The organism is Bradyrhizobium sp. Ash2021 (assembly GCF_031202265.1).
Lineage (GTDB): Bacteria > Pseudomonadota > Alphaproteobacteria > Rhizobiales > Xanthobacteraceae > Bradyrhizobium.
In genome coordinates this window covers 977901-999250 of the sequence record NZ_CP100604.1, presented here as the reverse complement: position 1 = coordinate 999250, position 21350 = coordinate 977901, and the positions used below count along the sequence as shown (strand labels likewise).

The following is a 21350-nucleotide window of genomic DNA, read 5'->3' as shown; positions in this document are numbered from 1 at the left end:
GGCGTTGACCGCCTGCGTCGACACGGTCTTGAATCAGAACGGGCTGGGGAGGAACGCGATGGCTGATGATGCAGACGTAATCGTGGTCGGCGGCGGGCTGGCGGGGCTGGTTGCGGCCACCGAGATCGCCGACGCCGGCAAACGTGTCATCGTGGTCGACCAGGAAGGCGAACAGAGCCTCGGCGGCCAGGCGTTCTGGTCGTTCGGCGGCTTGTTCCTGGTGGATTCGCCGGAGCAGCGCCGGCTCGGCATCAAGGACAGTTTTGAACTCGCGCTGCAGGACTGGATGGGCACCGCCGGTTTCGATCGCGACGAGGATCTTTGGCCAAAGCGCTGGGCGGAAGCCTATGTCGCGTTCGCCGCGGGCGAAAAACGCGGCTGGCTGCGCGCGATGGGCCATCGCATCTTTCCCGTGGTCGGCTGGGCCGAACGCGGCGGCTATGACGCGATGGGCCACGGCAATTCGGTGCCGCGGTTTCATGTCACCTGGGGCACCGGACCCGGGATCGTCGAGCCGTTCGAGCGCCGCGCGCGCGAAGCGCAGAAGGACGGCCAGCTGACCTTCAAATTCCGCCACCGCGTCGATGCGCTATCGATCAGCAATGGCGCCGTCGATGGCGTCAGCGGTTCAATCCTTGAACCCTCGAATGTCGAGCGCGGCCAGAGCAGTTCGCGCAAAATCGTCGGCGACTTTACGCTGCGCGCGCCGGCCGTGATCGTCGCCTCCGGCGGCATCGGCGGCAATCACGACCTGGTCCGGCAGAACTGGCCGAAGCGGCTCGGCGAACCGCCGAAGCACATGATCTCCGGCGTGCCCGAACATGTCGATGGCCGCATGATCGGGATCACCGAGGCCGCCGGCGCGCGGCTGATCAACCGCGACCGGATGTGGCATTACGTCGAGGGCATCCGGAACTGGTCGCCGATCTGGCCGCGCCACGGCATCCGCATTTTGCCGGGACCCTCCTCGATGTGGTTCGACGCCACGGGCAAGCGGCTGCCGGCGCCGCTGTTTCCCGGCTCCGACACGCTCGGCCAACTGCACTACATCATGTCGACCGGCCACGATTATTCCTGGTTCGTGCTGACGCAGAGCATCATCAAGAAGGAGTTCGCGCTCTCCGGCTCCGAGCAAAACCCCGATCTCACCGGCAAAAGCTGGCGCATGACGATCAAGCGCGCCACCAACAAGGGCGCGCCGGCGCCGGTGGAAGCATTCAAGCAGCACGGCGCCGATTTCATCGTGCGCGACAATCTCGAAGATCTCGTGAGCGCGATGAACGCGCTCTCGGGCGACAATCTGCTCAAGCCCGAGCACATCAAGGCGCAGATCGAAGCGCGCGACCGCGAGATGTCAAACCCTTACGTCAAGGACGCGCAGGTGATGAACATCCACAACGCGCGCCGCTATATCGGCGACCGGCTGATCCGCACCGCAAAGCCGCATCGGATTCTCGATCCCGAACACGGCCCGCTGATTGCCGTGAAGCTGAACATCCTCACCCGCAAGACACTGGGCGGCTTCGAGACCGATCTCGACTCGCGCGTGTTCGGCAATGACGGCCAGATCATCAGGGGATTATACGCCGCCGGCGAAGCCGCCGGTTTCGGTGGCGGCGGCGTGCACGGCTATCGTTCGCTGGAAGGGACGTTTTTGGGCGGGTGTCTGTTTTCGGGGCGGAATGCGGGGCGCGCGGCGGCGAAGGCGGTGGGGTGATCGAAGCGGCTGCGTGCTTCGCCGCTGGTCGCGGCCGTAGTCCTCGGGGCGCGAATCACGATAGCGACGCGGCTGAAGCAATTTGGTCATTATCCATGATGTTTCCGTGAGAGGAGTGGCATGTCAGGAACGGCGAATTTCAAATTAAAATTTATGGGTTGGGTGGGTTGTATCTGCCTGATCCCCGGAATCGCATTTGCGGGTCTCACAACCGCGCAACGCAAGTCACAGTTCGAGCGAGCGCTTGGCCTGGTCATCTCCGCGGTTACTCCCGACATGCCGGTCGATGAACGCGATCGCCTCATCGAGGCATACATGAATGGCAAGTCGAACAAGGGGCTAGCCGTTCAAGACGTCTACCGCGGATATATTGTTTCGGTCCTTCACGAAGACGAGGAAGCTGTCGGCGACCGGGCGCTGGAGGCTTGTCAAATGCGCTTCGCAAAGCCATGCGCTCTTGTCGCGATAAACGACGAGATCGCGACGGATGGGCAGCTTGAATACAAGGATATGCCACGCCTCCACTACGCCGGCGACTTCGACCTCTCTCAAATTCCGACCATCAGACTCGACACTCGAAATCGCGCCGATCTTCAGCGGTATTTCCGGGCGAGCGAACCAAAGGCAATCGCCATACACCCCTGGGGTGAGCTTTTCATCTCATGGGGCACCGCAGATGCGCAACAAACGGTTCTGAACAAATGCAACAACTTCGGCCGTGACAAACAGAATGGCCCTTGCTTCCTGTACGCCATCAACACGAAAGTGGTTCTTCCCGAACGCATAACGCGACCGAAGTAAATTCGCGTGAGGGCAGCGAGATCGGTCGCGCCGGCCGGAAGGCGAACGCCGTGGGCTAGAAAGCCGCCTCGTTGGCTTCGGCGTCAAGAAAACGGACGCCGGCCGGCGATCGACCGGTTGCGGTCAACGTCGGGCCTAGATTACCGGGGACGGATGAAGCCGTTCGCTTCGACGATCACATTCGCCCGCTGTTTCGTCCGATGGACCGCAACTCGATGCTGTTTGCGTTTGACCTGTGGAAGGAAGCCGACGTTGCCGCGCACCGGGAACAAATACTGGCACGGCTTCGCGCCGGCACCATGCCCTGCGACGGTGCATGGCCCGGCGAGAAGATCGCGCTGTTCACGCGCTGGGCTGCCGACCAGCGGTGAGCGGGGCGAGCCCCGCGCACCAGCTTCAGAACTATCAGCTCACGCCGCCTTCGCCGCGCTTTTTTCCGCCTCGATCCGCCGCGCCAGCACCCAGCGGAAATAGGTCAGCGCCGCATCCGCGCCGATCGCGAGCAGCTGGTAGTTCGGATCGGCGTCGAACACCGTCTGCTGCGCCTCAATGATCGCCTTGTCCTCGTTGAACGCCTCTTCGAGGCTGTTGCGCAGCGACAGCGAGATGTTCGGATTGTCGATCTCGAAATCGTGCAGATAGTTCCAGAAGAAATGCGTCGAGCTTCGCGTCTCCGGCGTCATGAACTGGGCGTTGCGATACTGCCGCGTGCCCGGCACCTGAACGCCCTTCTCCGCGCCCTGCCCCGCCGGCGCAAACATCGTATCGAGCAGGAAGATGCCGGGAACGATCATGCGGCCGATATTGCGGCGGTCGATTTTGTCGGCCCGGTTCGAGATCACCTTCTGATGATAGGGCGGCGGTTCGGCGCCCATATGCCAGCGCTCGACGCGAAAACCGTCGTCCAGCTTTTCGATCGCGACCGGCTTCGTCTTGTAGGCGTATTCCTCGGAGCCCCCGAGCGTATGGGTATGCACGAAAGCGAGATGCGCAAAATCGCTGAGATTGTCGACGATCAACAGCCAGTTGGCCTTGTAGTGCATATAGCCGGGCAGCCCGCGCCATTTGGCATCCGCAAGCGGCGGATAATCCACGATCAGGTTCGGATCGGCCTTTTCGGCTTCGCCCATCCAGATCCAGATCAGATTGTAGCGCTCGACCACCGGATAGCTGCGCACGCCGAGTTTTGGCGGGATCATGTCCTGGCCGGGGATCTGGATGCACTTGCCGCCCGGCTCGAACTTCATGCCGTGGTACATGCAGCGGATGTCGTCGCCTTCGATCCGGCCCATCGACAGCGGCGCGGCGCGATGGCAGCAGCGGTCGTCGAGCGCCACGACCTTGCCGCTTGCGCCGCGATAGATCACGACCGGGCGCTCCAGAATCGTGCGGGCCAGCTTCGTGCCGTCGATCAATTCGTGATTCCAGGCCGCGACGTACCAGGAATTGCGAAGAAAGATTCCGTCATCGGTCATGACACCCCTCCCTGTTTTTTGGAAATGCTCTTCTATTGCCACCTCTTCTATGTCATCGGGGATGGCGCCGGAATCCGGATTTCCTGGACACACTGTACCGGCCCATGGACAATCGCGGGCATGGATTGGCGGGATTGGGAGCTGTTTTGCGAGGTCGTGCAGCATGGCGGCTTTAGCGCCGCCGCACGCGTGCTCGGGCATCCCAAGTCGAGCCTGAGTGCTGCAGTGCAGCGGCTGGAAAGCAATCTCGGGCTCCGGCTGATCGAACGCACCACCCGTCATTTGCGCCTGACCGACGCGGGCCAGACGATCTATCAGCGGGTGCGGCCGCTATTCACAGCGCTGCACGATACCCATGGCGAGGCGCTGGCCATGAGTAGCGCCATCGCCGGCACGCTGCGCATCAAGGCGCCTTACGAGTTCGGCGCGCACCATGCAGGCCCGGTGGCCTGCGAATTGATGGGCCGTTACCCGGATCTGGTGATCCGGATCGATGTCGAGCACGAATTCGTCAGCCCCGTCGCCGAGAACTATGACATCGTGTTCGCGATGCTCGAGGCCCCGCTGCCCTCGACGGGTATTGTGATCCGACGGGTTTCTTCGCTGGAGCGCGGACTGTTCGCGGCGCCGGCGCTGCTGGAAAGGCTCGGCGAGCCCCGCACCCTGGAAGACCTCGCCAAATTTCCTCTGCTCATTGGTCCGAGCGACACGCCCTGGGCGCTGACGACGCCGGCGGGCGTGAGCGAGCAGCTTGCGGTTTCAAACGCGCGGCTGGTCAGTTCGAATGCCGACATAAGGCTGCAGGCGGCGCTGGCCGGGCACGGTGTGTTGCGGGTGACCGCGAGCTACACAAAAGTCGCCGTTGCAGCGGGATTGCTGCGGCGGCTGCTGCCGGATCACGTGTGCGAGCCGCTCAACGTGCACGCGCTGCTGCCGGCGCGGCAGTTCGTTCCGGCCAAAGTGCGATGTTTCCTCGATGCCATGGAGGCCCAGGAACGCGGCGGCGCGGCGGCGCAGATCGAGGCGTAGCCACGGCACGCGGTTGATCCGGTTCAGGCGTCGTGATGCAATGGAACCATGGGCTGACGGAGCCTCCTCGAATGGAAATGCATCAGATTCGCTGCTTCCTCGCGGTCCTGGCGATCGGGCTCGGCGCTAGCGCTGCTTCTGCCGAGACGCTCGTGATCGGCGGTGCGACGCGCACGTTCATCACCCAATTCCCCGACACCAGGCCCGCGCCGCTGGTGATCGTGCTCCATGGCAATACCCAGACCGGCGCCGACGTCATGACCCGAACCTCATGGCCGGAGGTCGCCAAACGCGAGCGTTTTGGCGTGATCTTTCCCGACGGCCTCAATCGCGCCTGGGCCGATCTGCGGCCCCACGGCAAGCGCGCCGGCCGCGTAGCGCCGAAAGGTACCGACGACACAGCCTTCATCGTCGCCCTGATCGGGAAATATGTCGCTGACGGCACCGCGGACCCGAAGCGGATTTACGTCACCGGCCTCTCAAATGGCGGCGCGATGACCATGACGCTCGCTTGCGCGCGTGCCGATCTGTTCGCGGCGGCCGCCAGCGTCATCATGAATCTCACCGACGAATCGGCCAGCGCCTGCCGCCCGTCGCGCCCGGTGCCGATGCTGATCATGAACGGAACGATCGATCCCCTGATTCCGTATCAGGGCGGCAAGGGCGCCAGCCGCTTCGCGGTGGAAGGATTTTGGTCGGCCGAAAAGACGCTGGCGTTCTGGCGCCGCGTCAATGGCTGCGAGGCGCAGGATGCCGCCGCGACCGATCTCGACGACCGCGATCAATCGGACCGGAGCACGGTGACGCTGATCTCGTCGCACTGCCCGCCGGGGCGCGATGCCGTGCTCTATCGCGTCAATGGCGGCGGCCACCGCATGCCCAGCCACTTGCCGGATGCGCGCTTTCCAGGCATCGCGACCGCGTTCTTCGGGCCGCAAAACCACGACATCGACGGTGCCGAGACGATCTGGGCGTTTTTCAAAAAATTTCCCTAATGCATGGGTGATCCCGGCAGGCGTCATGGCGAACGCTGTGGCCGATGGCGCGCCAACGCGCTAGATCATTTCGGAAAACCGGTTTCCACTTTTCCGGATCATGCGCTAAGCAGTCGCCGCAACCAATCAGGAGAGCAGTATGACCATCCAGCGTTTCGAAACCGGCCCGCGCATGAGCCAGGTCGTCGTCCACGGCAACACCGTTTATCTCGCGGGGGTCGTGGCCCACAAGGCGACCGGCGAAAGCGTGACCAAGCAGACGCAGGAGGTGCTCTCGATCATCGACAGCCATCTCGCCAAGGCCGGAAGCGACAAATCGAAGCTGCTGACGGCCACGATCTACCTCACCGACATGAAAAACTTCGCCGAGATGAACGCGGTGTGGGACGGCTGGGTATCGGCCGGAAACACGCCGGCGCGCGCCACCGTCGAAGCCAAGCTGGCCGCACCGCAATATGGCGTTGAAATCATGGTGGTCGCGGCGAAGTGACGCCGGCGAACGCACAGGCTTAGGTCCAATATCGGACAACAGGGCTCAGGCGCGCCGGCGTCTGGGCCCCTCTCCGGCGATATTCGTAATTTTTGGAGTTTACCAGGGAACCTGTTCGGCACGGCCGCATCTAATACCTCGATAACCATTTATCAGATCGAGCAAAACCATCATGCGTCACACCCAGGCCCCACGCGCAGTTCCGAGCGGCCCCATCGACGCCGAACTGGTCCGGCGCGCGCGGTCCCGCGACGAGGCCGCGGTTCGCGCGATCATGCAGACCAACAATCGCAGGCTGTTCCGGCTGGCCCGCGGCATATTGCGCAACGACAGCGAAGCCGAGGATGTGGTCCAGGAAACCTATGTCCGGGCATTCACGCATCTGGACCAGTTCCGCGCCGACTCCAGCCTTTCCACCTGGCTTTCCCGTATCGCCATGAACGAGGCGCTCGGGCGGCTGCGCCGGCAGCGGCCGGGCGTGGAGTGGAGTTCGTTGCCGCAACGCGTGCTCGAAGCGCAAATCATCCAGTTCCCCTTGTCGGCCGCCGCCGATCCGGAAAAATCCATGGCCCAGCGTGAAATTCAGCATGTCGTCGAACACGCGATCGACGAGCTGCCCGAGGCGTTTCGTCTCGTCTTCATCACCCGCGTGATCGAGGGCATGAATGTCGAGGAAACCGCCGAGATCCTCGGGCTGAAGCCGGAAACCGTGAAGACGCGGCTGCATCGCGCCCGCACCATGCTGCGCGACAATGTCGAGAAGAAAATCGGCCCCGTGGTAATGGAGGCGTTTCCGTTTGCCGGCAGGCGCTGCGAGCGGCTGACCGACGCGGTGCTGAAGCGGCTGGGCTTCTGATTCTGGTCTGACGCGTTTTCTTCATGCGAACCGGTACCCACTTCGCTCGAAAACGCTTTGCATAATTTTTCCGGGAACCTCCGCGCATCAGCGCCATCCAACTCCTGTGCAACCAACCAGGCGCCGGCCGTTTCCGGCAGGCCACAGGAGTGTCAAATCATGTTCGTTCGTTTGAGCGCGGCTATCGCCGCATTGAGCCTTTTGGGCAGCGCCGCCCTCGCCGAAGGCGCCAAGCCCACCGATCCGCAGATCGCGCATATCGCCTACACCGCCGGCGTCATCGATATCGCCGCCGCCAGGCAGGCGATCTCGAAAGCCGGCAACAAGGACGTCAAGGCGTTCGCCGAAGACATGGTGCGCGACCATGAAGCCGTCAACAAGCAGGCGCTGGACCTCGTCAAGAAGCTCAATGTGACGCCGGAGGATAACGACACCAGCAAGGCGCTGTCGAAGCAGGCCGCCGACAAGCTTGCCGAACTCGGCAAGTTGAAGGGCGCCGACTACGACAAGGCCTATGTCGCCAACGAAGTGGCCTACCACAAGACGGTCAACACTGCGCTGGAGACGCAGTTGATTCCGTCGGCCAGCAATCCCGAGCTGAAGAGCCTGCTGCAGACCGGCCTGAAGATCTTTCAGGGCCACGAGCAACATGCCGAACACGTCGCCGCCGAACTGAAGTAGGGAGCCCGCCATGTTGTCGAGACGGCATCTCTCCGTCGTGACGCTGCTTGCGCTTGCAGCGTTGGCCGTCCCGGCACATGCGGCGACAATTCAGGTCGTCATGGAAAATCTCGTGATCTCGCCGGCCGAGGCTTCGGCCAAGGTCGGCGACACCATCGAATGGATCAACAAGGATGTCTTCGCCCACACCGCGACCGCGCGGAACGGCGATTTTGACCTGACGATACCGCCGAACAAGACGGTGACATCGGTTTTGAAGAAAGCCGGCACGGTCGAATATTATTGCCGCTTCCATCCCAACATGAGGGCGGTGCTCAATATCGCGCCGTAGCGCGCGCCATGACCTCCGAGGTAATCGATCCCTGCGCGCGAACCTTCGATAGTCGAACTGCCGAATAAATTCGGTGCCAGAGCCTGTTCGGCTCTGGTTTTTGTCTTGACGCGTTTTCTTCACGCGAACCGGTATCCACTTCGCTTGAAAACGCTCTAACGAAGGAGAGCAACATGACTGACCACACGACCATTGCCCACCGCTACATCGAGCTGTGGAACGAGCGGATGCCGAGCCGCCGCCGCGAGATGCTGGCGACCAACTGGACCAGCGACGCCAGATATGTCGACCCACTGATGTCAGGCGACGGCCATGACGGCGTCGATGCCTTGATCGCGGGCGTGCAGCAGCGCTTTCCGGATTTCAAGTTCAAGCTGATCGGCGAGCCCAACGGCTATGGCGATCGCGTCCGCTTCTCCTGGGGGCTCGGCCCCGAGGGCGCCGACAGCCCGATCAAGGGCACGGATTTCGTCATCCTGAAGGACGGGCGGATCCGCAACATCACCGGCTTCCTCGATCAGATCCCGCAGGGCGCCTGAGCAAGATTTGTGGGGCCGGATTGGCGCAAGCACAATCCGCCCCACCCACCAGTCAGCCGCGCCTTCTCCGCTGCAACGCCATCGCCAGCCGGACCGCGACGCCGGCCTGCCACACCGGATAAAGCACCGACGTCTGGTCGAGCCCGAGCGCATTGTCGAGCGCCAGCAGCGCGCCAGCGAGCGTGCCGGTGATCAGCATCTGCAACCAGGCCACGACGTCGCGCGGGCCCGCAGGCAACCGGCCGATCCCGAGCGCCATGATCGCGCTGCCGATGAAGCCGCCGGCGAGCCCGGCCAGGATATTGCGCATCATCTTGTCGGCGCCGTTGGCCTGCCCGTCGATGAAGATCGCGGCATTCACCGCGCAGACGAATGCGACCATGGTCACGATCGCCGCCAGCAGCGCCGCCCACCACGGATTGACGCTGGTGCGGCGAGCCACGATGAAAACGAGGACGGCAAACGGAATCGCCGCCAGCGCAATGCGCAGATCGCCGGGACCGCCGCTGACCCTGTCGATCAGTTGCGGCAGCAGCGGCGTCAGGACGCCGGACAGCACGCCGCCGCCGCCGATTGCCAGTAAGCCGTTTCGGGAGGTGTCCTGGGAAGTGATCGCCTGGTTCACGCGTTCACCTCCATGTTTGCGGCATGGCCATGGTCTAGCACGGCGGCGGCCGGAACATAAGTCACCGCGCGACGCCTGCACCGGCCCACAAATAAAAGCCGCGCCAACCCGAGGGTTGACGCGGCAATGGCCGTTCTGTTGCCAGGTGGACCAACCCCGAACAGGTTACGCCGCGAGGCGCACTTCGTTCAATGCAACGTTATCGTTTGCATTTAGGTTTTTGACCCGATAACGGCGGTATCATGCCGAGCACAATTCAGAGCTTCTTCACGACCATCGATCCTGGTTCGCCCCCGCCATAGCAGCCTAGGGATCATGCCTTGCGGCGTAATCGATCTCACCTGACGTTTAAGCATGATCTTTTCCGAAAACCGGTACCCAATTTTCCGGATCATGCTCTAGATGAGACCTTTAAGCTCAAGCTGCTAAGGTGGAGGCGCCGGGTACTGCCCCCGGGTCTGCCCGCGGTCCGCTCAGAGTTTCAGCGCCATCGTCTTGCGACGAAACGACCCTACGCGGGATCGGCGGGGAAAGATAGGCTGAAAGCGGCGGCCTTCATCCTGTGGAAGGCCGTGCTAAGAATACCAGTCTCCAGGGAAAGAAAGTAAATGGCATTCGCTGCAGGGACTGAGATCGCGACACCCGGGGGGACGGTCGCGATCGAGAATCTGAAAGTCGGCAACGAAGTACTGGCGGGCGCCGGCAGCGCGCCGCATTTGACATGGACCCCTGTGGCGGTGGCGTTCATCCATAGTACGCCGCCGGGGACGCTCCATCCGGCAATTTGTTATATCGTCTTCGATGCAGGGCGGAGTCTCGTCTGCACCCAGGATCAGCTTTTCATGCGCCCCGACGGGACCCTTGCGCCCGCCAGTGACCTCCCGCCAGGCGGCAAACTGCTCGACCAGAATGGAAACGATGTTCTAATCGTGGAGGTCATTACGGGGACGTACTCAGGCGTCCTTTATCGCTTTGAGACCAGCCTGAGCGCGGAAGGGTCGATTGACGGACATCTCATCCTGGCGGGCGGCGTCGTCGCCGAAGACTTTGGGTTGCAGTCCGGCTAGGACCCAATCGACCCGTCGAAAGAGGCCGCAGAAAGTCCGTTCGGCTCACCTTATCCGGCCGGCGAGTCTACCGGTTGAGAGCTGATGGCACGCTGGGCGGCAAGGTATTAGTCGATGGGTGCGCCCGTACTATTGGCAAACCCGGTTTTTACTTGCTTCCTCCGCACCCCGTCACGCATGCCGGATTTTTGATGTCGGGCCGGGAATCGCCGACGAACATATTTCGATTCGGCATCTTGATCGCGCTTAGCGACCTGGCGTCGAGGGTCGCCTCTGCCGGCAGCAGGCCGTTCAGATGGAGAATGTAAGCCGAGACCGCATAAACGTCTTCGCTACTTAGCGATTGCGGCGCGTTCTGCGGCATGGCGCGGCGGATATAATCGAATAATGTCGGGGCGTACGGCCAATAGCTGCCGACGGTCCTCACCGGATTTGGCGTCGCGAGTGTGCCCTGCCCGCCGACAAGCCGATCGCCAACGCCACCCTCACCCTTTGCGCCGTGACAAGCCGCACATTGCCGATCGAAGACCTCGCGGCCGTGATTGACGCTGCCGCTTCCCGGCGGAAGGTTGTCACCCTCGCGATCGACATCGATATTCCAACCAGCGATCTCCGCCGGCGTTGCAGCCCGCCCGATGCCGTAGGTACTTTGCGCCTGCGCAGGTGTCGCGCATGCAAGCGCAAATAAGGCGAACGCTGCGATGCAAGGCTCACGCATTGGCATTGGTCACCTCACCGCCGGCCGAGATCCGCCAAGGCCAGATCGCGTTGTTGTGGTAGAAATAGTTCTCGCCGCGAACCGCGAGAAGTTCGGCCAGCGTCGGCTGGACGTAGCCGGTTTCATCGATTGCGCGACTTTGAATGACGGCGGGTTGGCCGTCCCAATGCCACGGAAGCCTGAAGCGGGTCACCGCCCGGGTCAACACCGGTTCCTGCAGCTGCGCCTCCTGCCAGCTCTTGCCATCATCGACCGAGACATCGACACGCCCGATCTTGCCGCGGCCGCTCCAGGCGATGCCGCTGATCTCACGGAATCCAGGCGCGCTCAGCCGCTGTCCGCCCGAGGGTCGCGTAATGATGGATTTCGCTTCCATATAGAATGTGAACTCGCGCGCCGAGCCGTCCGGCATCAGGTCCGTATATTTCGAGGTCTCCTCGCGCGAATAGGCGGGCTCGGCGGCGACGCGCAGACGTCGCAGCCATTTGATGTTCATGTTGCCTTCGAATCCCGGCAACAACAGCCGCAGTGGATAGCCTTGCTGCGGGCGCAGCCGCTCGCCATTCTGGCTGTACACCAGCATCGCGTCTTCGAGACATTTTTCGATCGGAATGCTGCGCGTCATCGCGGCGGCATCGGCGCCTTCGGCGATCAGCCATTTTGCCCCGGCCTGCAATCCCGCTTCTTGCAAAACAAGTTTGAGGCTTACGCCGGTCCATTCCGCACAGCTCAGGAGACCGACAAGGTCGGACGCCGTTTTGCCGTAGGGTTTCTTGTAGCCGGGGTTGCCCGAGCATTCGAGGAAATAGATGTGCGACTGGGAAGGAAAGCGCCGAATGTCGTCCATGGTAAAGATCAGCGGTTTGTCGACGAGGCCATGGAGCATCAGCCGATGTTGCGCCGGATCGATGGTGGGAACCCCGCCGTGATGGCGTTCATAGAACAGGCCGTTCGGCGTGATGATGCCGTCGAGATCCTGCAGTGGCGTTCGCCCGGATGCCGACAAATATTGCGGCAGGTTCTTCGGGAGGTTCTTGATGACATCCTTTTCGAATGACGAAGGCATTCCGTAAAGCTGGCTTCCCATGGGATCGCCAGGCGTCTTCATCCAGTCGGGGACATTGGGCGGCAGGTTGTCGGCGTTTCCCGTTGCCGCCGATGCTTCGCTGCCGGCGAGACCACCCGCAACGACGACCCCTCCCACCACAATGCCACCGTTACGCAGAAATCGCCGGCGCGAAGTCGCGGCAAGACCCTTGCCGTCGTCGGTTGGCTCGGTCATCGTACGTCCTCCGCTCGAAATCAGTGCGCAGAATTAATGCGATGAAGCCCCGCAAATATTGCAGAACGAAGGCATCTTGATTGTAGTTCACCGGGCAAGACACTGCTTGCCGGGGATTGCTACCCTTGGATCATTCTTGCGGCGATCAAATTGCCGCTGGTCGGAACGCCACCTGCCCGCGGTCCTCGCCTGAACGTGGTTCATGGAATGGCCGCATCGTCGCCGATGCGGGCCATCTCGATCTGCCGCGCCCAGTCCCGGCCGCCTCTGTCGATGCTTCGTGCCAGTTCACTCGCACGGATGCCGGCGACCATCATATCCGCGGAACGTCCCGGAGTTCGGATCATAGGAATGGTACCGCTGGGCGCAAGACGCACCATTTGCACTGCTGTCCATGGCGGCATAAGCGTCGCCGCTGCCGAATAGCTCCGGCGTCCTGGCGTCCAACCCCGCCGCCGGCGTGGGCCGGCCGCCGTTCAGAACATCATTGTTCGGGTAGCAAAACGCGAACGCACCTGGCTCCTGAATCGCCGCCTGCGCGAATACCGGCGTTGCGGACATCAGCGAAAGAATGGCCGCCGCACCGAGGATCCTGAATCTGGTCATGGCTGTTCTCCGTAATTCGATTGGCAGCGAGATTGGGGAATTCTCGCTTTCGCCCTGAATGCTCAGGTGCGTCGCTACGGAGGTAAGTCAAAACTCCACTCATCCCACTAAATTGAAATTCAGAACGCGAAAGTGATTTTTCTTCGATAGTTTGCTCCGCATTTCGAGGCGCGCGTCGGTGAGGAAGCGCAGAAGAGAACGCGCGTCGGTCCGCCTACTGGCTTTCTGCTTGGCTGTTCTAAACTTCAATTTAATGGCGTCGTCGAATCGACGGACCTACATCGGGCTTACGCGTCCAACACTCTCGTTGAACAATGGAGGCTCGTCATGTCCAACACATCTGCAAAAATCGCTCTCGCATTCCTCGTTCTCCTGGCGGCCCCTGCCGCTTCCTACGCAAGGATGGCGGGTGGAGCAGGCTCAGGAAATGTGCCCATCAACGGAATTCCCGCGGGGCCTGCAAACGCTGGTGGGCTGAACAATGTGAACGTCGATCCGAGCGGCATCGGCAACGCTTCCAAATTGGCGCCGCTGCCGCAGCCGCACATAACCGTCCCGACAATTCCGCAGTTCAAGTAAGACGAAGAGAACTCGCGGTTTCGCGCAGCAGGAGTATTGACGCATGAAGCACGCTACGATAACGGAAGCGACGTTCATGGGCGACGCCAATTTGAGGCCAACCCGGAAGCGTCGTGGACGACCGATACACAAAATCCTGGTGTCGTTTTCCGCCGCCTATTTCACCGGCGCGCTCGTCACCGATCTTGTCTACTGGCAGATGCCTGATGTGTTGTGGGAGAGGTTCTCCATCTGGCTGATCGTCGCCGGTCTGGTCATGGCGGGCCTCGCCACCGTCGCTTACGCAATCGACCTGGCGGCCCGCAGACGAATCGACAGGCCGGCTTGGCCCCGCGCCGTCGGTTACGCGCTCGCTGTCCTGCTCGCGCTGATAAATGCCTTCGTTCACAGCCGCGACGGTTACACCGCAGTGGTACCGACCGGCCTGATGCTTTCCGGACTGGTCGTCGTCGTTCTCTTGCTGACGGCTGCAGTTTCCGCGGCCCTGGCAAATCGCCATCGTATTGGAGGATAATATGCACGCCCTCAGAATTGCAGGCTCGACGAAGCTACCGCGTGTTGCCGCTATCCTCGTCGCTGTCGCCGGGTTGGGACTCGCCGGCTGTGACGATCATGCCGGCGATCCGAAAGTGCAGATCGGCGCCAATCCCGTGCTGCCCGAGGTGCAGCAATATTTGATGCCGCCGATGCGAATCGCAAAGGTGGTCGGATGGGGAAAGGATGAGGCTCCCACGGTGCCGCAGGGATTGCAGGTCCATGCATTGGCGACCGGCCTTCAGCACCCCCGGTCCCTCTACGTCCTCCCCAATGGAGACGTGCTGGTGGTCGAGAGCAACGGCCCGAAGGCGCCGGTTTACCGGCCAAAAGACATCATCACCGGCTGGGTACAGTCGTTCGCCGGCGCCAAGGCGAAGGACGCCAATCGCATCACGCTGCTGCGCGATGCGAATGGTGACGGCCGCTTTGAAACGCGAACCGTGTTTCTGGACCACCTCAACTCGCCCTTTGGAGTTGCCCTGGTTGGTCACGATCTCTACGTCGCCAACACCGATGCGATCGTCCGCTATCCCTACCAGGACGGGCAAACCAGCATCACCGCGCCGGGCACCAAGCTTACCGATCTTCCTGGCGGGCCCATCGATCATCACTGGACGAAGGCTCTGTTGGCCAGTCCAGACGGCTCCAAGCTCTATGTCGGCGTCGGCTCGAACAGCAACATTGGCGAAAACGGAATCGGGGCCGAATACGAACGAGCTGCAATCTGGGAGGTCGACCGTGCGTCGGGCGCGCATCGTATCTTCGCCAGCGGAGTCCGTAATCCCACCGGGCTGCAGTGGGAACCTGAGACCGGCAAGCTCTGGGCCATCGCCAACGAACGCGACGAGATCGGGCCCGACCTGGTTCCGGATTATCTGACCTCGGTGCAGGACGGAGGTTTCTATGGCTGGCCCTATAGCTATTACGGCCAGCACCTGGACCCCCGCATCGTACCGCAGCGGCCCGATCTGGTGGCCAGAGCGATCAAGCCGGACTACGCGCTAAGCTCCCACGTGGCGCCGTTGGGTGTCGCCATGTACACAGGCACCGATCTTCCGGCAAACTACCGCGGCGGTGCGTTCGTCGGCGAACACGGAAGCTGGAATCGAACGCCTCTGAACGGCTACAAAGTGGTCTTCGTGCCCTTCAGCGGTGGACGACCTAGCGGCCCGCCACAGGATGTCGTCACGGGCTTCCTCGATGCGAACAATCACGCGCACGGAAGGCCGGTCGGTTTGGCAGTCGACCGGACCGGCGGACTACTCATCGCCGACGATGTCGGAAACACCGTGTGGCGGGTGTCGTCGCTTCAACCGGGTTCTTCACCAAAGCCGGCAACTTAGCAGGCGCTGTATCATCCGTGTCGTCGATGGGCAGGTCCCGCGTACCCAGCCAGTTGATCGGGCAGCTACCCCGCATGGCGCAACGAAAACGCCATGCGGGGACGCTCGCTGATCTCGCCCGGCAGATACCCTTCTTCTCGACAGACTTTGACGGCCGTCGCGGACGTCACCGTCGAAATCGCTCCCGATAGTCGCTAGGCCCGGTTTCGATTCTTCGCAGGAAGGCGCGGCGCATCGTATCCGGGCTGCTAAAGCCACAGCGCGACGCCACGCGCTGCAATGGGGTTTCGCTCTCCTCGAGCAGTCGTCTCGCCGCATCGACCCGCGCCATTTCGACGAAGTCCGCGGGCGTGGTGCCGGTTTCGTCCTGAAACACACGCGTAAAATTGCGTACGCTCATCGCGACCCGACTTGCCAGCGAAACCAGGCTCAGATCGAGCGAGAGATGATCGAGAATCCAATGCTGCAGGGATCGAATCTTTCCCTCGTCGGCCATCTGCGCTGCCAGATGCGCGCTGAACTGCGATTGGCCGCCGGGACGCTTTAAAAAGACCACCAGCCGACGCGCGACCGTCAATGCAAGATCGCGCCCGTGATCGTCCTCGATCAGCTTCAATGCGAGATCGATGCCGGCGGTCACTCCGGCCGACGTGTAGAGCGCGCCATCCTGAACATAGATCTGGTCGGGCACGACCTTGGCGGCCGGAAAACGTTCGGCAAGTTCGGCGGCATGCTGCCAATGCGTCGTCGCGCTCATTCCGTCGAGGAGGCCTGACGCACCGAGAAAGAATGCACCGGTGCATACCGAGCCATATCTCCGCGTCTTCGGAGCACGGCGTCGCAGCCAGGCGTGGATATCTCCGCTGTTGTAGGCGATGGCGTAGTCGGGCGTTCCGGCCACGAGCATCGTGTCGATTGACCTGACGTCGTCAAAGATCGAACTATCCGCGACGAGCGACATGCCTCCTACCTTGATTGTTCGGCGCGCGCCGGTCGCTACCAACCGGACCTCGTAGAGAGGTCCACCGGATGCTTGGCGATTGGCTTCCAGAAAGGCATCCAGCGGCCCCGACACGTCAAGAGATTGCGCGTTCGGCGGTACGATGATGGCAACGGGTTTCTGCGCGGGCCTGGCAACCATTTTGCCGTTTTTCCTCCGCCTTTCCCAGGAAAGGGCACCTCTCGCTACAGCAGTCGTTCACGGCCAAATTAGCCGGGCCTTTGGCCAAAATCGTCGGATGAGCCGTGTTGCGGCCAACCTAACACAGATCTATTTCCTGACCAGTGAAAACTCGAACAGGACAGAGATGGAGCCCGACAATGCTTTCAAAGCCGCTTTTTACAATTTCGCTCTTGCTGAGGCTGATGGCGATATCCACCGCAGCCCACGCGGGGTCAACAATCACGGACAAAAGCTATTGGCCGAACGAAGCCATGCAGGGTGCACAGGACCTGTCTGGCAGTTCGCTTGGCAATCCAAATTCTGCGCTCGCAGACGACGGATCCGGGTCAGGTTTGCAACCGGCAACGAATGCAAATGACAATGCATCCACTTGGCGGTATCAGGGCGGGCCAAAATCCCGGTGATGCCCGTACGACCGCAAGGGACAATACTCTCGTGGCGTTGTCACGTCACAAAAAGCCCCGACCTGGTCGGGGCTTTTCGTGTTTGGTGAGATCGGCATCACTGACCGGCAGGCGCCGAGATCACATGTCCCTCACTGTAGTCGGACCAGTCCTGCTGCTGCGCGGATGGCGAAGCCATGGAGTCATTGGCGTTGCGGAACTGCTGGCTTGCAGCCGCCCGCGCGCGATCCGATTTGTGGGTGTAACGCCCGGCGGCTGCGGCTATCTGGATTGTCGACCCGACAATCAGCAAGGTGGCAAGAATGGATAGAGCCGCCTTTCGCATTGTAGTCTCCCGTATATGGTCTCCGAAGGCACTAGCGCCCCGGCACGAACAACTGCAACGGCGGCGCGCCTCTATCCGGATAGAGATGGTGTCGGACGATGCCCTCGCCGAATAAATGAGTTCACTATCGCGTCATTCCTCGTTCACAGATTTTTCATTCCAATCGGCCGGCAATGGGGATCACTTGTACTCAACAACCTCGACAGATGTTTCCAATCGTCCGATCCACGGAAGCGTCTTCAGGGTCAAGTTTGAGCATCGCACTCGGAAGCGAGGAAACGTCGGCCGATGTTGGCTGGTGATGGGGCGGAAGAGGCGCGGTCCCGATGAGACGAGGATCTGGTGTCAGTGACGGTGGCACGGCTGGATTCGCAGGGGCCATCAAGCCGTGCATGCCGCCGCGTGCATAACTGGCAGAGATCCCGGCCCGAATGAATACCATGGTCGCAACGACGAGCTTTCGCATCTTGGACTCCCTGGAACGGTGGGCATTATGGTTTCAACACACAACTGCTCGTATGATCGATGATCCGGCCGTTCGACGGATCGCGTTCTCTCCGAGAGAGAGCGCTGGAGCACACCATCCCCATCCATGCAGAGGTCACTATCGCGTTATTACCGCAATGGCTCATCTGAAATTCGACCAGGATGCGTAAACACTTCGAATCCGTCCGCGCGTGCGATGGCGGCGAGTGTAATACCCGCTGCGTCCGCCATGCGAACAGCCAGCGCGGTTGGTGCCGACACCGACACCATCACGGGCGCACCTATCGCAGCGCTCTTCTGCACCATCTCCACTGACACCCGGCTGGTGAGAAGAATGATCCCCTCGCTCGCCACAATAGACGCACGCGCCAGCGCACCCGACAGCTTGTCGAGCGCATTATGGCGGCCAACGTCCTCGCGCAACGCAACAATACCACTCGTGGCATTCCAGAACGCAGCTGCATGTACTGCGCGCGTCTCGATGTTGAGCTTTTGACGCGATGACAGGCCCTGCATGGCCGCCATGACCTGTTCGGGCGAAAATTGCGGGCCGCGCCCGACAACAGCCGCGGGACGCATTGCTTCCGCGACTGATTCTATGCCGCACAATCCGCACCCTGTCGGCCCCGCGATGTGCCGCCGTCGTTCCTGCAGGCGATCGGCCCTCGGTTTGCTGAGCCACATCCGCAGTTCGATACCATCTTCGAGAGACATGATGTTTAGCGAATCGACATCCTTGGAAGCGCTGATGACGCCTTCGCTGAGGTTGAAGCCGACCGCAAAATCCTCCAAATCCTGCGGCGTCGTCATCATGACGGCATAGGTCCCGCCATTATATGTCAGCGCCACCGCGGTCTCTTCCGGAACCGAACGATTGCCGACGCTCGGACTGCCATCTCGCCAAATCCGGCGAGGAACGACTCGGGCAGGTTCCATCATGCGTTGCTCCATTCAGGGCGTGCCGCGCCGGGAAGCAAGAGCCCGCCAAGTAGTACAGTCGCTGCCTGACGCAGCCTTCTCAACTAAAAACGGGTTTAGCTTTCGGACATTCATTCAACAGCGAGAGGGAGAACGACGGTCAGTTCCAGGACCTGTCACCAGAACCAACGCGGATCGATTCTGAAACATTGTTTAATGGCGCGATGAGCACTGCAAGCGTAGATCACGTTCAGAACAGCCACGCCTGTCCCCCGAGGCGATATTATGCGGCTGTCGACTGGACGGCGCGCGCCGCGCTTCATGCCCCCTCAACAAGGCGGGTGCGCGCCGTCTTTTTTTGCGAGGGCTGAAATCTCGGCCTGCCTGCAGCAACACTCGATCAATACGCGGGCGCGCCTGCCTGGCTCTCGTGAGGCGGGCATTCATTGGTTGATTGAAAGAGAATTTAGTAGGGGGGAAGAATAGCAATTCCCATATCCAGTCCATCGCGACGTTGGCGTTTACTTTGCTGAACCGCGCCAACGTCTGACAACGCCCTGTGGCGGAAAGTCCGCCCATCGAAATGGAGAATGTTATGCGAGGACGAGCGATGATGATTTTGGCAAGCGCACTGCTTGCCGGCAGCCTTGTTGCCACGGGTGCACAGGCTCGCGGAGGCGGCGGCGGCGGCGGCCACATGGGTGGCTTTGGCGGAGGCCACATGGGCGGTTTTGGTGGAGGTCACATGGGTGGATTTGGCGGTGGTCACATCGGAGGTCTTGGCGGAGGCCACGTCGGTGGCTTTGGCGCCGGTCACATTGCCCACATGGACCACGATCACTTTGGCGCTGGACGGCGTCATTTCGTCGGCGGCTACTACAACTACGGCCTCGATTGCCCGTATAACCCGAATTACACGTCGAGCACCTGGCCGTATACCTGCACCTACTGAGTGGTCGGTCGATCCGGAAGTCGCGAGCGCGCGGCTTTCGCTGCCTTAACGGACTCACCTGGAGAATTGGCGAACAGCAGATCGCCACGTCTACCGGGTGGGCCCAACTTACAAGAATAGCAGTCTCGAACCTTCGCCATTCGAGCGTGATGCCGCCGAAGCGGCGAGCTCGGCGGCACGAGGTTCGATCGGCTTCACAGGCATTGTCGTTGATGATGTCAACGTAGCTATTTAATAGCGAACAAGAAGCGCCAGGCCGCCGCATACAACGAGCCGCGTACGTGAATTCGAATTTAATGTCCTAAATCTCATTTTAATGGCTCCCCCGCGCGCTTTGCCTATCATTCAGTGATCCGCTCAAGTTTCAGATGGCGGAAGCTAACTTTCACGGCGGAGTGACTGAAATGGGCATTGAAGGACAATTCGCGGGCCTCGCAACTCGAACACGGCTCGCACCAGCGTTTGCCGGAAATGGACGCGGCAAAGGTTATCTCTACGACATCCGGCGCTTCGAGATGCTCGAAAGAGACCAGGAGTACAGGCTCGCCAAACGCTGGCGCGAGCACGGCGACCGTGATGCCGCGAATCAGCTCGTCACAAGTCATCTGCGTCTCGCCGCCAAAGTCGCCATGGGCTACCGCGGCTACGGTCTTCCCGTTTCGGAAATCATCTCCGAAGGCAACGTCGGCCTGATGCAGGCAGTCAATCGCTTTGAACCGGAAAAGGGCTTTCGCTTCTCCACCTATGCGATCTGGTGGATCAGGGCTTCCATCCAGGATTACATCCTGCGTTCGTGGTCACTTGTGAAAATCGGCACGACCATGAGCCAGAAGAAACTATTTTTCAAACTGCGCTCGGCAAAAGGCAAGATCGCCGCATTCGAAAGTGGCGACCTGCACCCCGATCAGGTCTCTCTGATTGCAACGAGCCTCGACGTCGCGGAGCGCGATGTCGTCGACATGAATCGGCGCCTTGGCGGCGACAAGTCCATCAATGCGCCGCTTCATGAGGACGGTGAAACCGGCGAATGGCAGGACTATCTCGTTGATCAGTCCCCCTCGCCGGAAGCCATCGTTGTCGAACAGGACGAAAAAGAACGTCAGCATAAGGCACTGGTCGCCGCGATCGAGGTACTGGACGACCGCGAACGTCGCATCTTCGAGGCGCGACATCTGGTCGACCAACCACTGACGCTCGAAGAGCTTGCGGCACAATTCAACGTATCGCGCGAACGGATCCGGCAAATCGAGGCGCGCGCGTTCGAGAAAGTACGAAAAGCGGCCAGGAACCTCACCGTACATGCGCCGGCGGCGATGCAGGAGGCTTTGGGCACCTAAACCAAGTGCCCATCAGCCGATCGCGTTCAAGACTTTAGATTATCGGGCCGTGGATCGGCCCGCATAAACTCCAC

At 61.3% G+C, this 21350-nt stretch carries 24 protein-coding genes and 1 other RNA gene; 16 read left to right on the top strand and 9 right to left on the bottom strand.

Annotated features, from left to right (window positions below; genetic code table 11):
* Window positions 1–58: 58 nt before the first annotated feature.
* From NL528_RS04650 to NL528_RS04640, 3 genes are all read left to right on the top strand, one after another.
* A complete protein-coding gene (locus NL528_RS04650; protein ID WP_309181545.1) occupies window positions 59–1717 on the top strand; it encodes an FAD-binding dehydrogenase in 1659 nt (552 codons plus the stop codon).
* Window positions 1718–1837: 120 nt separating this feature from the next.
* The gene (locus NL528_RS04645) at window positions 1838–2518 is read left to right on the top strand and encodes a hypothetical protein (protein WP_309181544.1); all 681 of its coding nucleotides are present in this window, start codon (window positions 1838–1840) and stop codon (window positions 2516–2518) included.
* Between the two features lie 71 nt (window positions 2519–2589).
* Window positions 2590–2889, top strand: a complete 300-nt coding sequence (locus tag NL528_RS04640) for a hypothetical protein (RefSeq protein WP_309181543.1) — start codon at window positions 2590–2592, stop codon at window positions 2887–2889.
* Between the two features lie 39 nt (window positions 2890–2928).
* On the opposite strand, the gene NL528_RS04635 is transcribed toward NL528_RS04640, so the two are convergent.
* Window positions 2929–3993: an aromatic ring-hydroxylating dioxygenase subunit alpha gene (locus tag NL528_RS04635; RefSeq protein ID WP_309181542.1), complete on the bottom strand. Its 1065-nt coding sequence runs from the start codon at window positions 3991–3993 to the stop codon at window positions 2929–2931.
* Window positions 3994–4113: 120 nt separating this feature from the next.
* Here NL528_RS04635 and NL528_RS04630 point away from each other — a divergent pair, with 120 nt between their 5' ends.
* From NL528_RS04630 to NL528_RS04600, 7 genes are all read left to right on the top strand, one after another.
* The gene (locus NL528_RS04630) at window positions 4114–5022 is read left to right on the top strand and encodes a LysR family transcriptional regulator (RefSeq protein ID WP_309181541.1); all 909 of its coding nucleotides are present in this window, start codon (window positions 4114–4116) and stop codon (window positions 5020–5022) included.
* Window positions 5023–5093: 71 nt separating this feature from the next.
* Window positions 5094–6017 carry a PHB depolymerase family esterase gene (locus NL528_RS04625; protein WP_309181540.1) on the top strand — a complete coding sequence of 308 codons (924 nt, stop codon included), beginning with the start codon at window positions 5094–5096 and terminating at the stop codon, window positions 6015–6017.
* 139 nt (window positions 6018–6156) lie between these two features.
* A complete protein-coding gene (locus NL528_RS04620; RefSeq protein WP_309181539.1) occupies window positions 6157–6507 on the top strand; it encodes a RidA family protein in 351 nt (116 codons plus the stop codon).
* 172 nt (window positions 6508–6679) lie between these two features.
* The gene (locus tag NL528_RS04615; RefSeq protein ID WP_309181538.1) at window positions 6680–7363 is read left to right on the top strand and encodes an RNA polymerase sigma factor; all 684 of its coding nucleotides are present in this window, start codon (window positions 6680–6682) and stop codon (window positions 7361–7363) included.
* A gap of 159 nt (window positions 7364–7522) precedes the next feature.
* A complete protein-coding gene (locus NL528_RS04610) occupies window positions 7523–8044 on the top strand; it encodes a DUF4142 domain-containing protein (protein WP_309181537.1) in 522 nt (173 codons plus the stop codon).
* 10 nt (window positions 8045–8054) lie between these two features.
* A complete protein-coding gene (locus NL528_RS04605) occupies window positions 8055–8375 on the top strand; it encodes a cupredoxin domain-containing protein (RefSeq protein ID WP_309181536.1) in 321 nt (106 codons plus the stop codon).
* A 173-nt stretch (window positions 8376–8548) separates the two neighbouring features.
* On the top strand, window positions 8549–8914 hold the full coding sequence (locus NL528_RS04600; protein ID WP_309181534.1) for a nuclear transport factor 2 family protein: 366 nt from the start codon (window positions 8549–8551) through the stop codon (window positions 8912–8914).
* A 52-nt stretch (window positions 8915–8966) separates the two neighbouring features.
* On the opposite strand, the gene NL528_RS04595 is transcribed toward NL528_RS04600, so the two are convergent.
* Window positions 8967–9539, bottom strand: a complete 573-nt coding sequence (locus tag NL528_RS04595) for a hypothetical protein (RefSeq protein WP_309181533.1) — start codon at window positions 9537–9539, stop codon at window positions 8967–8969.
* A 125-nt stretch (window positions 9540–9664) separates the two neighbouring features.
* Window positions 9665–10080: a transfer-messenger RNA gene (gene ssrA / locus NL528_RS04590) on the bottom strand.
* 67 nt (window positions 10081–10147) lie between these two features.
* Here ssrA and NL528_RS04585 point away from each other — a divergent pair.
* A complete protein-coding gene (locus NL528_RS04585; RefSeq protein ID WP_309181532.1) occupies window positions 10148–10606 on the top strand; it encodes a Hint domain-containing protein in 459 nt (152 codons plus the stop codon).
* A gap of 148 nt (window positions 10607–10754) precedes the next feature.
* Here the strand turns inward: NL528_RS04585 and NL528_RS04580 are convergent, their stop codons facing one another.
* The 3 genes from NL528_RS04580 to NL528_RS04570 form a co-directional block, all read right to left on the bottom strand.
* A complete protein-coding gene (locus tag NL528_RS04580; RefSeq protein ID WP_309181531.1) occupies window positions 10755–11330 on the bottom strand; it encodes a cytochrome c in 576 nt (191 codons plus the stop codon).
* Complete coding sequence (gene soxC, locus NL528_RS04575; protein ID WP_309181529.1) at window positions 11317–12606, bottom strand: sulfite dehydrogenase; 1290 nt, start codon at window positions 12604–12606, stop codon at window positions 11317–11319. The genes NL528_RS04580 and soxC overlap by 14 nt, the downstream gene beginning before the upstream one ends.
* A gap of 288 nt (window positions 12607–12894) precedes the next feature.
* Window positions 12895–13212, bottom strand: coding sequence for a BA14K family protein (locus NL528_RS04570; protein ID WP_309181528.1), 318 nt, complete (start codon window positions 13210–13212; stop codon window positions 12895–12897).
* A 327-nt stretch (window positions 13213–13539) separates the two neighbouring features.
* Here NL528_RS04570 and NL528_RS04565 point away from each other — a divergent pair, with 327 nt between their 5' ends.
* The 3 genes from NL528_RS04565 to NL528_RS04555 are packed head-to-tail and all read left to right on the top strand — an operon-like array spanning window position 13540 to window position 15671.
* A complete protein-coding gene (locus tag NL528_RS04565; protein ID WP_309181527.1) occupies window positions 13540–13791 on the top strand; it encodes a hypothetical protein in 252 nt (83 codons plus the stop codon).
* Between the two features lie 43 nt (window positions 13792–13834).
* Window positions 13835–14305: a DUF2231 domain-containing protein gene (locus NL528_RS04560; protein ID WP_309181526.1), complete on the top strand. Its 471-nt coding sequence runs from the start codon at window positions 13835–13837 to the stop codon at window positions 14303–14305.
* Between the two features lies 1 nt (window position 14306).
* Window positions 14307–15671: a sorbosone dehydrogenase family protein gene (locus NL528_RS04555; protein ID WP_309181525.1), complete on the top strand. Its 1365-nt coding sequence runs from the start codon at window positions 14307–14309 to the stop codon at window positions 15669–15671.
* Window positions 15672–15837: 166 nt separating this feature from the next.
* Here NL528_RS04555 and NL528_RS04550 read toward each other — a convergent pair whose 3' ends face one another.
* The 3 genes from NL528_RS04550 to fdhD form a co-directional block, all read right to left on the bottom strand.
* Window positions 15838–16812: a helix-turn-helix domain-containing protein gene (locus tag NL528_RS04550; RefSeq protein ID WP_309181524.1), complete on the bottom strand. Its 975-nt coding sequence runs from the start codon at window positions 16810–16812 to the stop codon at window positions 15838–15840.
* Between the two features lie 543 nt (window positions 16813–17355).
* The gene (locus NL528_RS04545; RefSeq protein WP_309181523.1) at window positions 17356–17583 is read right to left on the bottom strand and encodes a hypothetical protein; all 228 of its coding nucleotides are present in this window, start codon (window positions 17581–17583) and stop codon (window positions 17356–17358) included.
* 615 nt (window positions 17584–18198) lie between these two features.
* On the bottom strand, window positions 18199–19008 hold the full coding sequence (gene fdhD, locus NL528_RS04540) for a formate dehydrogenase accessory sulfurtransferase FdhD (RefSeq protein ID WP_309184802.1): 810 nt from the start codon (window positions 19006–19008) through the stop codon (window positions 18199–18201).
* Between the two features lie 589 nt (window positions 19009–19597).
* On the opposite strand from fdhD, the gene NL528_RS04535 reads away from it, so the two are divergent.
* Window positions 19598–19939 (top strand): hypothetical protein, encoded by a 342-nt coding sequence (locus NL528_RS04535; RefSeq protein WP_309181522.1) that lies wholly within the window; start codon window positions 19598–19600, stop codon window positions 19937–19939.
* A 404-nt stretch (window positions 19940–20343) separates the two neighbouring features.
* Complete coding sequence (gene rpoH, locus NL528_RS04530) at window positions 20344–21276, top strand: RNA polymerase sigma factor RpoH (protein WP_309181521.1); 933 nt, start codon at window positions 20344–20346, stop codon at window positions 21274–21276.
* Window positions 21277–21350 lie beyond the last annotated feature (74 nt).

What these genes read in the sequence shown, in the direction of transcription:
- NL528_RS04650 (WP_309181545.1), top strand. Translation starts at nt 59, where the DNA reads ATGGCTGATGATGCAGACGTAATCGTGGTCGGCGGCGGGCTGGCGGGG.
- NL528_RS04645 (WP_309181544.1), top strand. Translation starts at nt 1,838, where the DNA reads ATGTCAGGAACGGCGAATTTCAAATTAAAATTTATGGGTTGGGTGGGT.
- NL528_RS04635 (WP_309181542.1), bottom strand. Translation starts at nt 3,993, where the DNA reads ATGACCGATGACGGAATCTTTCTTCGCAATTCCTGGTACGTCGCGGCC.
- NL528_RS04630 (WP_309181541.1), top strand. Translation starts at nt 4,114, where the DNA reads ATGGATTGGCGGGATTGGGAGCTGTTTTGCGAGGTCGTGCAGCATGGC.
- NL528_RS04625 (WP_309181540.1), top strand. Translation starts at nt 5,094, where the DNA reads ATGGAAATGCATCAGATTCGCTGCTTCCTCGCGGTCCTGGCGATCGGG.
- NL528_RS04620 (WP_309181539.1), top strand. Translation starts at nt 6,157, where the DNA reads ATGACCATCCAGCGTTTCGAAACCGGCCCGCGCATGAGCCAGGTCGTC.
- NL528_RS04615 (WP_309181538.1), top strand. Translation starts at nt 6,680, where the DNA reads ATGCGTCACACCCAGGCCCCACGCGCAGTTCCGAGCGGCCCCATCGAC.
- NL528_RS04610 (WP_309181537.1), top strand. Translation starts at nt 7,523, where the DNA reads ATGTTCGTTCGTTTGAGCGCGGCTATCGCCGCATTGAGCCTTTTGGGC.
- NL528_RS04605 (WP_309181536.1), top strand. Translation starts at nt 8,055, where the DNA reads ATGTTGTCGAGACGGCATCTCTCCGTCGTGACGCTGCTTGCGCTTGCA.
- NL528_RS04600 (WP_309181534.1), top strand. Translation starts at nt 8,549, where the DNA reads ATGACTGACCACACGACCATTGCCCACCGCTACATCGAGCTGTGGAAC.
- NL528_RS04585 (WP_309181532.1), top strand. Translation starts at nt 10,148, where the DNA reads ATGGCATTCGCTGCAGGGACTGAGATCGCGACACCCGGGGGGACGGTC.
- NL528_RS04580 (WP_309181531.1), bottom strand. Translation starts at nt 11,330, where the DNA reads ATGCCAATGCGTGAGCCTTGCATCGCAGCGTTCGCCTTATTTGCGCTT.
- soxC (WP_309181529.1), bottom strand. Translation starts at nt 12,606, where the DNA reads ATGACCGAGCCAACCGACGACGGCAAGGGTCTTGCCGCGACTTCGCGC.
- NL528_RS04570 (WP_309181528.1), bottom strand. Translation starts at nt 13,212, where the DNA reads ATGACCAGATTCAGGATCCTCGGTGCGGCGGCCATTCTTTCGCTGATG.
- NL528_RS04565 (WP_309181527.1), top strand. Translation starts at nt 13,540, where the DNA reads ATGTCCAACACATCTGCAAAAATCGCTCTCGCATTCCTCGTTCTCCTG.
- NL528_RS04560 (WP_309181526.1), top strand. Translation starts at nt 13,835, where the DNA reads ATGAAGCACGCTACGATAACGGAAGCGACGTTCATGGGCGACGCCAAT.
- NL528_RS04555 (WP_309181525.1), top strand. Translation starts at nt 14,307, where the DNA reads ATGCACGCCCTCAGAATTGCAGGCTCGACGAAGCTACCGCGTGTTGCC.
- NL528_RS04550 (WP_309181524.1), bottom strand. Translation starts at nt 16,812, where the DNA reads ATGGTTGCCAGGCCCGCGCAGAAACCCGTTGCCATCATCGTACCGCCG.
- NL528_RS04545 (WP_309181523.1), bottom strand. Translation starts at nt 17,583, where the DNA reads ATGCGAAAGGCGGCTCTATCCATTCTTGCCACCTTGCTGATTGTCGGG.
- fdhD (WP_309184802.1), bottom strand. Translation starts at nt 19,008, where the DNA reads ATGATGGAACCTGCCCGAGTCGTTCCTCGCCGGATTTGGCGAGATGGC.
- NL528_RS04535 (WP_309181522.1), top strand. Translation starts at nt 19,598, where the DNA reads ATGATGATTTTGGCAAGCGCACTGCTTGCCGGCAGCCTTGTTGCCACG.
- rpoH (WP_309181521.1), top strand. Translation starts at nt 20,344, where the DNA reads ATGGGCATTGAAGGACAATTCGCGGGCCTCGCAACTCGAACACGGCTC.